Raw genomic sequence first — 15,142 nt, 5'->3', positions numbered from 1 at the left:
AATGGATTTCCGCGGCACAGCCACCCACGCGCCGTGTCGCGGAACTTCCCGAATATGCCCACTTATCTGAGTCGATTCAGAACGGCCACCAGCCAAAACCACCGCTGTTACCCTCGCCGTTGCCGTCGTGATTATCTCCGCGATTTCCATTGAAATGGAACGAGTCGAAGAGATCGCCGATAGCCGGGGAGTTGGTCGGTACGTACGGATTGCCCGGGAGCTGTACCGGATTCGGCAGATTGTCGCGGCTGCGCGATGTGATCGGAGACAGGGACCAGTTGCGATCGATGAACTTGACGATCGACGCATGATCCGCATATTCATGTACCACACGTCCGCCGCGGGAATACGGCGACACCACGATCAGCGGAATGCGCGGACCGTCGCCGAAAAAATCTACCGGCTGGATGTAGCCCGAATCGTAGTAGCCGCCGCCTTCGTCTGTGGTGATCAGGATCGCTGTTGACGCCCACAGCCTCGGGTTGGCCTGGACCGCATCGACAAGCTTATGCACGAAACCCTCGTACAGACCGAACTTCGACGATTCAGGATGCCCGTCCAGCAGACCACCCGGCTTCACGAACGACACGGCCGGCAAGGTCCCGGCCGTGATATCCGCATAGAGGTCGGTCGTGTCCTGCAGGTGCGCAGCGACTAGCGCCGGATTGCTCATGATTGCGGTTTCGTAGAGAAACGGATTGCAGATGTTGCAGTAGACGCTCGTGGACGGATTGCTGACGAATGTCTTCCAGCCTTCGCCGTAATACTTCCATGATACGTTTTTCGCCAGCAGTGAATCCGCGATCGTACGGACCGGCGAAGGCGGAATCGTGAAGGGACTGCTCGTGTTGACGCTGCCGTCGCCGTTATAGCCTGGGTTGTAGTTGTTGAGCAGATAGTAGGTATTGGCCGCGCAGTTCGCGTCGGGGTGATAGGGCAGCGTGCCCAGGTAATGGCGGATCGCGCCTACCCCTGGCTGCTTCGGGTCAGAACAGTTGCTGTATGTACCCCCTGAGTAACCGTCCTGCGTGTACCAGTTGTCTGTGCCTGCCAGTGGATGAGGATTTTCGATCTGATTGGCGGGCGGAGTCGCAGCGTTGCCGTTGCCATCGGTGTAGTAGAGCGCATCAGCCGTACCGATCATGATGCTGTTCGCACCGGTGCCGCCCATCACCGGTTGGTGATAGTTGTCGCTGATCGTGTATTGACGCGCGAGTTCGGTGAAATAGGGCATATCGCCGGTATTCACGTTGTAATAGCCGAGTGCTGTCGATCCTTCGCCTGTCGTCTGGTCGGTGAAGTTGGCTGGCTTCGGTTTGCCATTCGAGCCGGCGCCGACCGATGTTTCGACCCACGCGAACAGGTCCATTCGGCAGCCGCTGGGGTTGTCGTAGGTCGCCTGCGAGACGTTACAGTCAGACTGCTGCCAGTTCTGATAGAAGCGGTGCACCGGGCTATTCATGTATTGATCGTAGTCCGGACCCACTCGCGAAATCTGGTAGGGGCCGTTCGGCAGGTTGAAGGTGTCTGCGCCAAAGCGTGTATCCGGTACCTGCTGCGGCAAGCCCGACGCGCCGGTCGTCAGATGCATGACGTCCTGTGGCAGGAGTGTCGTCCCTTCTGCCGCCTGCGCCGCTGCAAGGGTTGCGAAGGGCGGGGGGCTGGTGTCGCTCGGGGCGGTTGCCACAAAGCCCGTGTTGGGTGCCGGCAGTACCGTATAGAGCTTCTTGCCGGAAGGGCTCAGATCGAAACGATTAGGGTTGTCGGCTTTCGCGGTGTACTGTGCGGCTACTGCGAAATTGGGTCCGGGTTTGCCGTCCTGCGTGATGATGCCTTTCGAGAGCAGATTCGATACCGTTTGCCCACGTCGCGGGGTGTAGGCGCCGAACACATGATCGAAGGTACGGTTTTCGCCCACGACAACGATCACATGCTTGATCGGCGAGGTCGTTTGAATGGAGGTCGTGTCAGGCTGCTGACTGGCGGAAATGGCAGGGTAGAGTGCGGTGCCGAGCGCCAGTGCAGATGCGCTGCACGTCAGAATGGCTTGAACGAAGGGTTTTCGTGGGATGGTAGCAATACGCTTCATGGATCTCTCCAACGGGATTGACACAGGGCACACCGGGTGGCAGCGAGCGCAATGTGCCGCTTACGGCATGCTGTTTTTCATTACCGCGCGTTACAACGGAGGTAACGTTAGGCTTGCTGTGTGTCCACCAGGAGTTGGAAAGATGTCCGTACCGCGCGAGTCATGTGACGTGGATGACAAATGGCCTTCGATTCATTACAAACGGCGGTGAGATCGACGGACGCGCGTCTGGAAGCGAGTGAAGACGCTCGCTGATCCGTCAGCACTTCGAGCTCCCGATACATCAGATCAGATGAGCGCTGAACGTCATTGCGCCATACCAAAAGAACGCCTCGGCACGTAGCATTGCTGGACCGCCTACGCGCCAATCTGGAAGGTTAACTGATAAGGATAACGTACTGTGCGAGCTGTTGGCCGATCGGGTCGGCCGGATGACCGCCGGCCATGTAGCGCAAGCCTGATGCGCACCGTTGCTTTAATGCGGGACCAAACGCGGTGGAGGGCAATGCCACCTCGGAAGAATGAGTCGTCCGAAGCGGTCTACCTCGAGCAAAAACTCGACGGCGTGCGGGCGGAATAGACCTATTTGGCGCGCAATCACTGTTGCGGCTGAGCAACTCGCTATACAAACAAATGGCACTCCAAACCGTTTCTCCATAGGTCGCAAAGCCAGATCGCAGCTCAATTGTTGCGGTTTGATGAAATGGTTGTCTCCTAATTTTTCAGGGCGATTCAGTTTCTGCGCCGGACACGGCTATAGACTGGCTCCGATTGTTCCTTTCACGTCATGGGGTCTTATGTCATGAAGAGGATTTCCCTCGTCGTCACGCTTATCGGAGCGTCTGCAGCGTCCGCTGCCAACGCGCAGAGTTCGGTCACCCTCTACGGCCTGATCGACGCGGGCATCGCCTATACGAACAACGTTCAGAATGGCACACCCAGCCACGGTAGCTCGCGCGTCGCACTCGCAAGCGGCAATATCAGCGGCAGCCGCTTCGGTCTGCGCGGTGCGGAAGATCTCGGCGGCGGCCTCAAGGCTATCTTCGTGCTCGAAAACGGTTTCAACGTCAACAACGGCGCGCTCGGCCAGGGCGGTCGCATGTTCGGCCGTCAAGCATTCGTTGGCCTGAGCCAGGCTCAGTACGGCACCGTCACGATGGGCCGCCAGTATGACTCGATGGTCGACTACGTCTCACCGTTGTCCGGCACGGCAGGCACGTTCGGCGACGCGGGCTTCGCACACGTGTACGACAACGACAACCTGCAACACTCGGTCCGCATGAGCAACTCGGTCAAGTACTCGAGTGTCAACTACGCCGGCCTCCAGTTCGGCGCCCTGTACGCGTTCAGCAACAGCACCAGCTTCGCGGTCGACCGCGCGTACAGTGCCGGCGCGAGCTACAGCAACGGCCCGCTGCGACTGGCCGCAGCCTACCTCCAGATCAACGGCTCGGGGGCTGCGAGCACCCCTGCGGGCACGGCCAATCAGAACGTCGCGGCTGACCCGAGCGAGTTCAAGTCGACCGCTGGCGGCGGCAATCTGACGGCGGATGTGCAGCGCACGGTTGGTGCGGGCGTCGGCTATACGTTCGGCCCGGCGGCGGTCAACTTCGTCTACACGCACAGCCAGTTCCAGAACACTGCCGCGTTCGGCCTGAACCCGGCTGGCGGTTCGACGCACTTCGACAACTATGAACTGAACGTCAAGTACACACTCACGCCGGCGCTGAATCTCGGCCTCATGGATACGTTCACGGACGGTCACCTGAACGGTGTGAGCAAGTCGAACTTCGCCACCGATCCGAAGTGGAACCAGGTCAACGCGATTGCTCGCTACTCGCTGTCGAAGCGCACGGAAGTGTACGCTGAGGCGATGTACCAGCACGCGATCGGCAACCACAATGTCGCAACGATGTATAACGCCGGCGGTAACTCGGCGACGAGCAATCAGGTGATGGGCGCCGTCGGCATGCTCACCCGCTTCTAAGTGGCCGTCAGAACTATCGTCCTGCGGCCATCGGGATGGATCGTTGTACAACGACGGCAGGACGAGGCAAACCGCAGTCGGCTCCGGCGTAATAATTTGCCCGCCATCCTGGCGGGCTCCTTTTCATCTGCCGCCGAGCGACTCTCTGGATTTTTGCTTACCGAACTGCTCAGCAGTCTTGATTTCATTACCAGAGCTTAGGCAGGTGGCGCTTCGCACAAAGGGCGAGTCGAAAAGATATCGACCTGATTCCAATTGAGGCCGTTGAAAGGAAGCGTCAGTGCGACCGTTCATGTCATGGCCATTTCAAGATGTCGTGGTGGCAGCTATTTAGAAATGTCGGGTTTCGACGTTGAGTTTGACTCTGTCTTTACCGGTTTGAATCTCACGTAGCGTTGAAGGACGGCGTGTGAGCGGGCAGGGCGTGTCAGTCCGATCAGACAGATCCTGCAGACCGACGGCCAGGTTTGCGCGGTTGCTTCGGCTGATTGCGTTGCGCCAGCTGCACGATCACACCATCAACATCGGCCTGTATGAACTCGCGCTGCTTCTTCGTGCCACTTTTGCGCTGGTCAGGCTGGACCGCCTCGCCACGGTTCGTGCGCGACGGCGAGCCCGATGCGCGCCGGTTGTCGCGCTGCGCCTGTAGCGCCTGTGCGACCTGCAGTGCATGACCGAGCCGCTTGTGTTCGATCACCGCGCCCTGATCGATCGCGGCGAGCCGGTCGTAAGGCACGCAGGGAAGGGCCGTGCCGTTCGCCCTCACCTCGATGCGCCCGTCCGGATACTCCCACACGTCGATATACCGGTGGATCAGTTTGCGGTTCGCCGGCGTGTCTTCCAGCAGGTACATCACGCGGTCGTACTGCACCGTCAGCGACTTCGTCACACGCCGCAGTTCGCGCCAGGTCAGCAGCGCGTCCAGATCCTCATCGTCACACAATGGCCGGTGCGCGTCGAACCTGCTCTTCGGGGGTTTCGCAAAGTGCGCGTTATACGATGCGATGAAGGCAGGCGCATACGCGTTCGCGGCGTCAATGGTACGGATGCCGCGCAGCCGCAGCTCCTTCACCAGCCGGTCCTGCAGCGTCAGATGGGCGCGCTCGACGCGGCCCTTCGCGGAGCTGCTGTTCGCGCACCACGTGTCGATGTTCAGCTCGTACATCGCCCGGCCAAAGTGCGTGACGCCGCGCTCGCCGGTCTGCGTGTGCGTCGAGCGGAACACGCTCGCCTTGTCGCTGTAGAACGCCACCGGCTTGCCATAGCGTTCCAGATACCCGCGCGTTGCCTCGAAGTAGCTGAAGGTCGACTCGGTCGCCGTGAAATGCAGCGCCATCAGCCGGCTGGTCGCATCGTCGACATACACCAGCAGCGTGCACGCCGGCGCCCGTTCCTCGAACCACGGATGCTCGCTGCCGTCGATCTGCACCAGCTCGCCCAGACACGCGCGCCGGGCCCGCGGCTGGTAGACCTTCGGCGGGCGCTGCCGGCGCGGAATCCACAGCCCGGCATCCGTCATCAGATGCCGCACGGTTTCCTTCGACAGTGTGATCCCGTGGCATTCGTGCAGCTTCTCGCAGGCGAGCGTCGGTCCGAAATCGGCGTAGCGCTCGCGGATCAGCGCCAGGGCCTGAGGACACAGATTGACGGGCAACTGATGATTGCCCGGGCGGCCACGTCGGCGTGAAACAAGCCCTGCAGCACCTTCGCATCGATACCGGTTAGCCAGCCGCTCAACCTGGCGCCGGCTCAGTCCGAGCCGCTCGGCCGCCCGCCAGGGCATCAGCCGCTCTTCAACGACCGCCTGGATAACTTTCAGTCGATCCAGTTCGCGCATGCTCATGGTGATCGTTCCGGGTTGGGCCACGATGGACTCCGGCAGTCAGAACCGGCATCCAGCATGAGCCGAAAAAGCTCCAGCTACGACATTTGAACTTTGCCCAGGTACGACATTACAACTTTGCTCTTACAAGACAGATGTTGATAATTTATCTTATGTCAAATCGATTATTCCGACTACTCAAGTCCAATCCCGAAGTCCAATCCCGTAGTGCGCACATCGGGCGCCATCCCCGGGCGCCACTGCTGTGACGCCCGGCGACGGGATACATCAAAGCGTCTCCGGTGTCTCAGCGCACCGGTTCGATCTTGAAAGCATCGACCGCTACACCAAGGTCTATGCCTTCACCGCTGCCGCTCAACGCCATCGACGTCGTTCCCTTGGTCAGCACCTGCGCGGTAGCGCTACTTCCTGCGCCGGCCGAAGCACCGGCCTGCGCGTAGCTGCCGAACACATCCTTAATGCTGTAGACATGGGTGATATCGCCGTGGCCGGTGACGTGAAACTTGCCGGCCGTCAGGCCGCCGCCGTGCACGCTGATCGTGACAGCGGCCTTTTGCCCATTATCGCAAGTTACCTTGCCGTGCCCTTGCGCATGCTGGTAAATCGCCGACCATCCGGACATGCTGAAGGTCAGATGGCATTTCACCGGCGCGCTGCCTGCCTGAGCCGGGGTGGCGATCAAGCCCGTCAGGGCGCCCACGCACAGCAATGTGGCGGCAGTCGATACAAGGTTATGCTTGCTCATAGGAGTCTCCGGGCACATGAAGATAGGTTATTCAGTGTAACCGTCATTCGCATTAAGTCGGCGAACGGCCATCCAACGTCCGTGCAGCGGTGCGGGCGAAGACCGATCCATGGCCAACCCGCAAATGGCTCCGGGAATCCTCTGGCGAGCGCGTTGCGGATCGAAGCGGTCGATGACCGTCACTCGGAAGCCGCTGCCGGCTCATTGTCCTGCGCAGTACCGCACTGATGGCAATGCGGGAAAAAGAAGAAATTCCGGCCACCGCATCCGCATACATTGAAGAGCCTCAATCCGCAATGCACACAGAACGTGGAGTCGTCGCCGCCGAGATTCCATTGTTTTTCGCATGACGGGCAGCGTTTTTTTCCGAGTGAACGAACGGCCTTTTCGTATCCGATCGCGCGCGCACGTTCTCCCTGGTCCTGCTGCAGTTCGAGCCGCTTACGCTCGGCATAGCGCCTGAAGGCCTTCATCATGTAAAGGCCGGCGAATACCGTGAGCGCAATGCCGACCAGGACCCGGACATAGCCGCCGAAATTCGGCAGGTACGGGACCAGTTCAATGAAAAATGCGCTCAATGCAAACAGGCCAAAGCCATACACAAAAGGCCAGTAACGCGCCCTGCGATAGCGGATGAACAACCAGATCGCGACCAGCAGTATCGGTAACGTTAGCGCAAGCCGCAGGCCGAACACCTGCAACTCATAATGCCGGGTCGCCTCGTTGAGGCGCCGCTTGGCCACTGCGTCCACGTCGGCGATTCGCGCGTCCAACTGAGCCTTCCGCGATGCCAGTGTCCGCTGCTGGTCGCCAATCGCATCGATCTGATGCTGCCAGTTGATCGCCACCGCCTGGAGCGCATCAAGCTTGCGGGTTCTGGCCAGAATGTCCGGATCCCTTTCACTGTCGCCCGTCACCGAACGGGTTGCCAGCCAGTTACGGAAACTTTCCTTCTCGTCCGCGTACTCCTTCGCGGCGCGTCCGCGCGCCACCTCCATGGTGTCAGCCTTCTCATCGAGCGCGTCGCGCTGCAATTGCAGATCGCGCCGTGCTGAGTCCAACTGCGCTTTCGCCGGAGCATCTACGAATTGCTCGATGGCTGGCGGCCCGCCACGCGGTGCAAATGCCATATCGCGGATCACGAGACTGCCGAGCATGTTCAGAAAAATGGCGAAGACAATCGCGATCACGCATGAGGCGAGTCGCAGTAGCCGCGCTGGGCTGGTCAGGCCGTCGCTGGAAGTCATCATTGTCGTTGCCTTTGTTATTAAAAATCTGAGAATGATATTTATCGCTTTTCCACGGAGCGATTGTTAACGATCCAGGTGCCGATGTCGAATGCCGGCACGTGGCCGGTTGCTATTCGATGCGTATCGAATCAGCAGCACGCGATATTCGCGTTCAAAAGCGCGTTCGATGCCGTCAAAGCGATTATTGCTGCAGCCTTGGGCAAGCCCGGTGTGGCGATGTTCTGTCAAATCAAGCCTGAATGGCGTCTCCATTCCCAATCGAAAATGCGGACCGTTTTCGCTGAGCAGGATATCAACAGCATCCCGGCCGAAACAATCGCGAGCGAGGTGACCGATTACTGCCCCACACTGCTGCAGTTCAGCCCGCATGGCACATAACGAAGGCCCGCTCTGGCGGGCATTTTCTTTGATACGGATCGCAAGAGAGGCAGGCGGTTTACGCGGTTTGGGTTATGAATCGACCCGACGGCCCTTGCCTGCTTTCTCCCGCCCCGCCCTCGCCGCCTGGCGCAGTTTCCTTGCTTTAGCCGACTTCACCGCGGCTTCTCTTCCCGGCCATAGCGCCACGCCGACAGCGATCAAAAGCAGGCCAGCGAGGCTGAATCCCAGCCCCATCCCCAGATCCATCTTCCATTCGCCGGTCTCGACCGCTTCGCTTCGCCACGCCAACGAGGGATGATCGGCCGACACCCGCAGTCCTCCCGCAGCGGCTCGGGCGCAAAACTTTCTGGCGAGGGCTTCCTCCTCGGCCGGGTTCACGACGGGATCCGGCCCACGCTTATACCGCGGCGAATCCGGGGGCGTCCAGGTTTCCTGGTAATGCTGCTCGAAACCGCTTCCGTAGCTAAACGCAGCCGTGACTTCCCACCACGAATCGCGCTTGCCATAGCGCCTCGCCAACGAACATTGATCGACGCGCGCCGCGACCGCGGGCCAGTTGCGTGCCTGCCAGAGTGTGGCGGCATCGCAAAGCCCTTTTATGGCAGCAATGAGAACCACCAATCCGACCAGAATGAGCAAAATCGAACGGATAGTGGGAAAAAATATTTTCATTGGATATAGCGCCTCAATGGGCGTGCACGCACGAATAATCACGACGAAATCACGACGACGCGGGATTTTATTATGATGTCGCGCTATGGTATTTCATTGATCCGGCAATGGCCGAAAATACAAACGATTCAACTGAACGGCCGCGCGCGACTAAGTGGCACATGCTCGCCGAACTTGTGGTCATTGTTCTGGTGACATGGGCGAGTGCAAGGCTATCGCTGCAATGGGGCCTCGCGGGCTGGCTTTCTATCGCGCTGTTCGAATGGCTGCAGAGTCGATTTGCCGTTCTCCGCACTCATTGGCTCTCGCTCATCAAGCTGTGCTGGCCAATTGGACTCGGCATCCGCACGGCCCTCGAGGTGCCTCATCTCGTGCTCGGAATACCGGCTGGTATCGGTGTCTGGACGATTTCCGTGCTGGCGCTGGAGGCATTCGAACGGCGCATTGGACTGCAGCCGCGCACGGTCGAATCAGAGCCAGTCGGGCAGAATGCCGAGCGTCCTGCGCGCGCCGTACACGACGGCCCACGTGGCGGCAGCGCCTGGGTCGGTGACGAGCCTGTCCAGACACCCGAAAACGAGCCAGTCCGCGTGATCTGTGCGGAAGAGATCGCCATGGGCGGCCCCATTGTCTGCGACTTTCTGTTCCCCGACGGCATCGTGCTGCTCAACGGCGGCGCATCGGCTCGCTTTTCCCACGATGGGCGCTACTTCGTGTCTCCCATGCCAAGTCGCGGCACATGGGGGCTGTACGTTTTCGACCGTCGGGAGCGCGTTCTGTACCACTGCCGCGAGTCGCGTTTCTGGGAACTTGACGAGGTCAGCGAGACAGACGTCAAGGGGCGCGTCAGCCCGCTTACGCACGATCAACCCTCGGTGGTGCCGCTCGCCGAATTGATCGCCACAGCCAGGCCTGAGCGCTTCGTCGCCGTGCAGGACCTCTGGCTACAGGAGTCGCTCGTCGAAGACCTCGCAAAACGGCATGCGCACGAGGAGCCGCCGCCGGGGCCGCCGGGATCGCCGGTTGTCGAATGCCGTCATTGGCTGCCCGAGTCCTTGCGCACGCTCGACGATCCGCTCGCCCTGCTCCGGCGACCGCAAGGCGACATATTTGTCGATGGCGTGGCCACCGGGTTAAAGGTATTTTCGAAAACGCTGACCATCGACTGGTGCGGCGGCGGCCCCACCTTTATCTGCACCGCGATGGCGGCCGACGACTACGCGACGCGTCGCCGTCAATGGAGCGCCGAGCATGGATTCACGCTGATCGACGACACGGCGTCGCCCGTTTCCCCGCAGCCCTAAAACTTCGGATGGCATTCGAAATTCACCGACGATGCGTGCTCGGTCATTATCTCCACGCCGCTCACCGTTTCAGTCGTGACACTGCTTTGCATGCCGCGACGTTCGCAGAAATCGCGCGCCTCGCTTACCGCGTGTTCATGCGCCCGAGCCCAGGCCATCCGGCCGCCGGTCGCGCTCGCCGCAACGGTGTAAGTGCCGGGTTTGTCGGTAGCGACAACATCGGTCGACGATGCACATCCCACAAGGCTCGCGCACGTGGCAATCGCTGCGAGAAGCAGGCGCGCCCGGCCGGCCAGCTGGTTTTGGCGCTGCGATGCTGCGGGTGCCTGCCCCTCACCGGATGGGTGATCTGAAAAAATAGGGTTGAACCTGCTCATCTACATTTATTAACTGTTTTCCAATCCCGAAATTATCCGCAATCAGGCGCGCCAGATCAGCCTCCCCTACTGAAAACACTGTTGCATGCACCTGAACAATCGCCGCCAGGAGCCGCCGGGGCGGGACATCGCCGAGCTTCGGCCGGCCGGACGACTCAGGCGATTGCGTCGGCCTCAGCCGGGTTTCGCCGGGTTCTTCTTGCCATGCAATATCTGCACTCTTCTCATGAAAACAATGCACTGGCTTTATCCCGTCAATTGACTTGAAATTAGCACGGTCATTCCATTTTGCCGCGACCGGCCGGGGTCGCCGGGGTCGAAGAATTCGGACCCCACGCGCTCCCGCATGAAGACAGTGCAATCAAGTCCGCTGCAGGCGGATATAAAAAGAGGAGACATGCATGCGTTTTATCAATCATGGCGTTTGCGGAGCGACGCTGATTCTTGCCGCCGGCGGCGCCGCGGCCGCAGAGTCGAGTGTGACTTTGTATGGCGTCGTCGATGCGAACATTCAGTATCTGAGTAACGGCGGCGTCCATTCGTATGCCGAGAAAAGCGGCGGCTCGACCGGTTCCCTGTTCGGCCTGAAGGGGACGGAAGACCTGGGCGGCGGGCTGAAGGCGCAGTTCAACGTCGAAACGGGTTTTAACGTGAACAACGGCGGGCTGTTCGCCGATACCTCCGCGCTCTTCTATCGCCAGGCCTGGGTCGGTCTGAGCAACGACAAATACGGTTCCTTGACCATGGGACGGCAGTACGAACCCAGCTTCCGGGTCATCTACCCGTCCGATCCGTTTCGCGCGAACGAAGTATTGTCGCCGTTTTCGGCCATGGTCCTCGCGGTGGACCGGAACACGCTCTCGACGCAATACGATTCCGGCCGCGCCAGCAATTCAGTCATGTATCAATCGCCGAATCTCAAAGGCCTGCAGTTCTACGGCATGTATGCGTTCTCCGCCACGGTGACGCAGCCCGTGCCGGCCACGACAGGCAACATGCTGAACGTCGCGGCCACCTACTCGGGTTACGGTTTCTACGCCGGCGTTGCGTACGTCAACCAGCACTCCGGGCGGGAAACCATTGCCGGTCTCCCGGCCGCGCTGAGCCTGCTGGGCACCGAGCACTTCATTGGCGCGCTCGCTTACCGGATCGGCATCGTGAACTTCCAGTTCAACTATTCCTATAACCGTGCGCAGGACCCGGCGCCCGGGTCGCTGGCCGCCCATCTGGGCACCGGGCACGCGCTGAGCATTGCGGAGTTGGGCGCCACGATTCAGGCCACGCCGGCCGACGTGATCGAGATTGCCGGAGTTCAGCGCAACGTGCGCGGCACCCATGACAACACGCCTGGCATCGAACTGGGTATCGATCATTCGATATCTAAACGCACGAGTTTGTACATGCGGGCGGGCTACATGAAGAACAACGGCACGGCTACGGTGAGCTGGCCGGGTGTGACCGTGACCGCACCCGGAACGAAGCAGATTCTTGCGACGTTGGGCATGACGCACCGGTTCTAACGCGAACCGCCGCGGCAGCGTGGCACGGCAGCTTCGTTGCCTGACGGCGGGTGCGCCTGAAGCAGCCCGCGCGAATCATGGTTTGCCGCGTTCCTGTCGAGCGGCGGCAGGCACGGCGAAGGCCGCGAGGTCGTGACGGCGGAACGCTCGCGAAGCCCTCACGGCGCTGCGCTCGCGCCGGCCGGCGCGCCCGGCAGTGAGTGGGCCGCGCTGCCGTCAGCGTCCGGCGGAGCGATGTCGTCCGGCGTGGGCGTCGGCGCCAAAGCCGGCTCGCCGCTGCCATGCGTCTCACCGTCGACGGAGCCGTTCGCTGCACCACTCACCGCCCCGCTCGTCGGCACAGGCGCTTGAAGAAGCGGCGGCTGCGCGGCCAACGGTTTCGGTTCGACATCCGCAGCGGACGTCGGTGCAGGCGCGGTGGCGGCAGGCACGTGTCGTGTCGTATTGCGCTTGACGACCGGCGTGTCAGTCTTCGTGGACTGCGCTGTGAACAGATGCTGGAACCACGCGCGCAACCTGTCCGAGCGTTCCGCAAACCAACCCGGCTGCTGATCGGTCGCGAATCTGACCCGGCTGTCGATCAGCTTCGAGCGCTGCGCGCGCTGGAAAAAGTCGCCGACGATTGGCAACGCGCTGTGCGCCCCCTGTCCCCAATAGTCGCTGCGCAAGGTCACCCGGCTGTCGTTGAAACCGACCCACGCGCCTGCCACGAGCTGCGGCTGGATCAGGATGAACCAGCCGTCGGCGTTGCCTTGCGTGGTGCCCGTCTTGCCCGCGACATCGCCGCGAACGCCGAAGCGGCTGCGAATGCTCGAGCCCGTGCCCCGGCTCACCACGTCGCGCATCACGTCGACGAGCGTGCGGGCGGCGTCGGGCGGCAACTCCTGCTTGGGCGGCACGGGCGTGAATTCTGCCAGCACCTCGCCGTTGCGGTCTTCGATACGCGTGACCATCACCGGCTCCACGTAACCGCCGAGGTTGGCGATCGTGCCGTAGGCCGAGACCATTTCCTTCAGCGTCACCGGGCTCGTGCCGAGCGCGAGCGACGGCACCGGATCGAGTTCGCTGTCGCGCACGCCCATGGCGCGCGCCAGTCGCGCGACCTTGTTCGGACCGACCGTTTCCATCAACTGGGCCGCGATCCGGTTGCGGGAATACGCGAGGCCGTCGCGCAGGCTGATGGCGCGCTCGCTCGGTTCATCCTCATCGCTTGGCCGCCAGACTTCGCCGCCGGCCAACGGAATTTCGACGGCTTTGTCGACAAACGTATCGGAGGGTTTGGCGCCGTCTTCGAAGGCCGCGGCGTAGACGAACGGTTTGAAGGTCGATCCTGGCTGACGTCGTGCCTGCTGGACGTGGTCGAACGGATCCTGGCTGAAGTCACGGCTGCCGACCCACGCCTTGATTTGACCGTTGCGCGGGTCCATCGCCAGAAAGTCCGCCTGTACCCGGGTCTTGGATTCGCACACCGACTGCACCAGGTTGCGATCGGATGAGACGCGCTTGAGCGCTTCGTCGTCCGTCAGGCCCGCATCTTTCGCGGCGCGGTAGTCGGGGGTTTCGCGCAGGAAAGTTTGCAGCAGATCGTGGCCGTTCGAACAACCCGCGCGCGTACCCCATGCCGAGTTGGCGATGCCTTGCAACTGGTTGCCCTGCAAGGTCACGGCCTGGGTGGCCATGGTTTGTAGGCGTGAGTCGATGGTGGTGCGCACCACGAGCCCGTCGGAATACATGTTGTAGTCGTTGCGATCCGCCCAGGCCGCGAGCCACCTGCGCAGTTGCTGGGCGAAGTGCGGCGCGGGTCCGGGCGGCTCGGTTTGCCGCTCGAAATCGATCCGCAACGGACGGCGTGAGAGTGTCGCGTAGGCCGCGGGCGTGAGCTTGCCGTACTTGACCATTTGCGCCAGCACCGTATTGCGCCGTTGCAGGGCGCGTTCCGGGTTGAGCACCGGGTTGTAGTAGCTGTTGCCTTTGAGCATGCCGGTGAGCGTCGCGCTTTCCAGCACGTTCAGTTCGCCGGCCGATTTGCCGAAATAGGTTCGTGCCGCCATCTCGATGCCGTAGGCGTTGTAGAGGAACGGCACCGTGTTGAGATAGGTCTCGAGGATCTCGTCCTTGGTGTAGAGCGCCTCGATCTTGAAGGCCGTGATCGCCTCCTTGATCTTGCGGGTCAGCGTGGGCGCACGGCCGATCTCATCGGGGTAGAGATTGCGGGCGAGTTGCTGGGTAATGGTCGAGCCGCCCTGGCGGTCGCCGGAAAACGTGTGCAGCGCGGCCGATGCCGTGCGGCGCCAATCCAGGCCGAAGTGCTGGTAGAAACGGTGGTCTTCCGTGGCGATTAGCGCGTTCACCACGTTTGGCGAGATGTCCTGGAGTTTTACCCACTCGCGGTTCGAGGGCTTGAATTCGGCCAGCAGTTTGCCGTCTGCCGAGAGGATTTGCGCCGGCTGCTCGATTTTCGCCTTACGGATATCGCCGATGCTGGGCGTGAACGGGATCAGGGCCAGCACATACACCACGAAGAGCGCCGGGATTGCGGCGCAGGCCCATGCCATGCCGCGCAGCGTGGGGTGACGCAGGTGCCAGAAGGCTCTGGCGATGGGTTGGTTTGCCAGGGTCAGCCCTTTTTCAAGGGTCTGCAGGAGTTGGGAGATCAGGCGCTTCACTCGAGGGTACCGTTGTCGTTCTGCTTTGACGAAGGCAGCATCGTAGCAGGGGCTGGCTGGTGGTTTTGTTGTTGAGGTGGGTTTTTGGCGTTGCCGTGCTGTGGTCGTGGTCTGTTCTGTTCTGTTCTGTTCTGTTGTTGGTCTTTTGGCCTTTCCTTGTTATGTTAGTGGTCTATTAGCGTTGCCCGAACCTGTCCGCATTTTTGTGTGCGAGGCGGTTAGCGGAGTTACCCGCGTGCGTTGGTAAAACGCTCTCCAAACAGAATCGCGAACTGGTTCATGGCTGAGGACCAGTCGAATGCCGCCCG

11 protein-coding genes are annotated in these 15,142 nt (G+C 61.1%); 4 read left to right on the top strand and 7 right to left on the bottom strand.

The window, feature by feature from the left end:
* Positions 1 to 76: 76 nt before the first annotated feature.
* Positions 77 to 2,089, bottom strand: coding sequence for an alkaline phosphatase family protein (locus AC57B6_RS33575; RefSeq protein WP_496422950.1), 2,013 nt, complete (start codon positions 2,087 to 2,089; stop codon positions 77 to 79).
* An 802-nt stretch (positions 2,090 to 2,891) separates the two neighbouring features.
* On the opposite strand from AC57B6_RS33575, the gene AC57B6_RS33570 reads away from it, so the two are divergent.
* Positions 2,892 to 4,076: a porin gene (locus tag AC57B6_RS33570; protein ID WP_496422949.1), complete on the top strand. Its 1,185-nt coding sequence runs from the start codon at positions 2,892 to 2,894 to the stop codon at positions 4,074 to 4,076.
* A 436-nt stretch (positions 4,077 to 4,512) separates the two neighbouring features.
* On the opposite strand, the gene AC57B6_RS33565 is transcribed toward AC57B6_RS33570, so the two are convergent.
* From AC57B6_RS33565 to AC57B6_RS33555, 3 genes are all read right to left on the bottom strand, one after another.
* Positions 4,513 to 5,943, bottom strand: a complete 1,431-nt coding sequence (locus AC57B6_RS33565; protein WP_496422948.1) for an ISNCY family transposase — start codon at positions 5,941 to 5,943, stop codon at positions 4,513 to 4,515.
* Positions 5,944 to 6,205: 262 nt separating this feature from the next.
* Positions 6,206 to 6,664, bottom strand: coding sequence for a hypothetical protein (locus AC57B6_RS33560; RefSeq protein ID WP_025496050.1), 459 nt, complete (start codon positions 6,662 to 6,664; stop codon positions 6,206 to 6,208).
* Positions 6,665 to 6,843: 179 nt separating this feature from the next.
* Positions 6,844 to 7,911: a hypothetical protein gene (locus AC57B6_RS33555; RefSeq protein WP_496423147.1), complete on the bottom strand. Its 1,068-nt coding sequence runs from the start codon at positions 7,909 to 7,911 to the stop codon at positions 6,844 to 6,846.
* A 63-nt stretch (positions 7,912 to 7,974) separates the two neighbouring features.
* Here AC57B6_RS33555 and AC57B6_RS33550 point away from each other — a divergent pair, with 63 nt between their 5' ends.
* Positions 7,975 to 8,292: a hypothetical protein gene (locus AC57B6_RS33550; RefSeq protein ID WP_496422947.1), complete on the top strand. Its 318-nt coding sequence runs from the start codon at positions 7,975 to 7,977 to the stop codon at positions 8,290 to 8,292.
* Positions 8,293 to 8,364: 72 nt separating this feature from the next.
* Here AC57B6_RS33550 and AC57B6_RS33545 read toward each other — a convergent pair whose 3' ends face one another.
* Positions 8,365 to 8,967 (bottom strand): DUF3592 domain-containing protein, encoded by a 603-nt coding sequence (locus tag AC57B6_RS33545; RefSeq protein ID WP_496422946.1) that lies wholly within the window; start codon positions 8,965 to 8,967, stop codon positions 8,365 to 8,367.
* A 161-nt stretch (positions 8,968 to 9,128) separates the two neighbouring features.
* Here AC57B6_RS33545 and AC57B6_RS33540 point away from each other — a divergent pair, with 161 nt between their 5' ends.
* A complete protein-coding gene (locus AC57B6_RS33540; RefSeq protein WP_496422945.1) occupies positions 9,129 to 10,271 on the top strand; it encodes a hypothetical protein in 1,143 nt (380 codons plus the stop codon).
* Here the strand turns inward: AC57B6_RS33540 and AC57B6_RS33535 are convergent.
* Positions 10,268 to 10,648 (bottom strand): hypothetical protein, encoded by a 381-nt coding sequence (locus AC57B6_RS33535; protein WP_496422944.1) that lies wholly within the window; start codon positions 10,646 to 10,648, stop codon positions 10,268 to 10,270. The genes AC57B6_RS33540 and AC57B6_RS33535 overlap by 4 nt on opposite strands.
* Positions 10,649 to 11,049: 401 nt before the next feature.
* On the opposite strand from AC57B6_RS33535, the gene AC57B6_RS33530 reads away from it, so the two are divergent.
* On the top strand, positions 11,050 to 12,168 hold the full coding sequence (locus tag AC57B6_RS33530) for a porin (RefSeq protein WP_025496056.1): 1,119 nt from the start codon (positions 11,050 to 11,052) through the stop codon (positions 12,166 to 12,168).
* A gap of 158 nt (positions 12,169 to 12,326) precedes the next feature.
* Here the strand turns inward: AC57B6_RS33530 and AC57B6_RS33525 are convergent, their stop codons facing one another.
* On the bottom strand, positions 12,327 to 14,834 hold the full coding sequence (locus AC57B6_RS33525; RefSeq protein WP_496422943.1) for a penicillin-binding protein 1A: 2,508 nt from the start codon (positions 14,832 to 14,834) through the stop codon (positions 12,327 to 12,329).
* Positions 14,835 to 15,142: the final 308 nt, after the last annotated feature.

This window comes from Paraburkholderia sp. BGA-UO-ETr-F12 (assembly GCF_059567945.1).
The sequence above is the reverse complement of the archived record's forward strand: the minus strand, read 5'-3'. Positions and strand labels throughout refer to the sequence as shown.

What these genes read in the sequence shown, in the direction of transcription:
- AC57B6_RS33575 (WP_496422950.1), bottom strand. Translation starts at nt 2,089, where the DNA reads ATGAAGCGTATTGCTACCATCCCACGAAAACCCTTCGTTCAAGCCATT.
- AC57B6_RS33570 (WP_496422949.1), top strand. Translation starts at nt 2,892, where the DNA reads ATGAAGAGGATTTCCCTCGTCGTCACGCTTATCGGAGCGTCTGCAGCG.
- AC57B6_RS33560 (WP_025496050.1), bottom strand. Translation starts at nt 6,664, where the DNA reads ATGAGCAAGCATAACCTTGTATCGACTGCCGCCACATTGCTGTGCGTG.
- AC57B6_RS33555 (WP_496423147.1), bottom strand. Translation starts at nt 7,911, where the DNA reads ATGACTTCCAGCGACGGCCTGACCAGCCCAGCGCGGCTACTGCGACTC.
- AC57B6_RS33545 (WP_496422946.1), bottom strand. Translation starts at nt 8,967, where the DNA reads ATGAAAATATTTTTTCCCACTATCCGTTCGATTTTGCTCATTCTGGTC.
- AC57B6_RS33540 (WP_496422945.1), top strand. Translation starts at nt 9,129, where the DNA reads ATGCTCGCCGAACTTGTGGTCATTGTTCTGGTGACATGGGCGAGTGCA.
- AC57B6_RS33535 (WP_496422944.1), bottom strand. Translation starts at nt 10,648, where the DNA reads ATGAGCAGGTTCAACCCTATTTTTTCAGATCACCCATCCGGTGAGGGG.
- AC57B6_RS33530 (WP_025496056.1), top strand. Translation starts at nt 11,050, where the DNA reads ATGCGTTTTATCAATCATGGCGTTTGCGGAGCGACGCTGATTCTTGCC.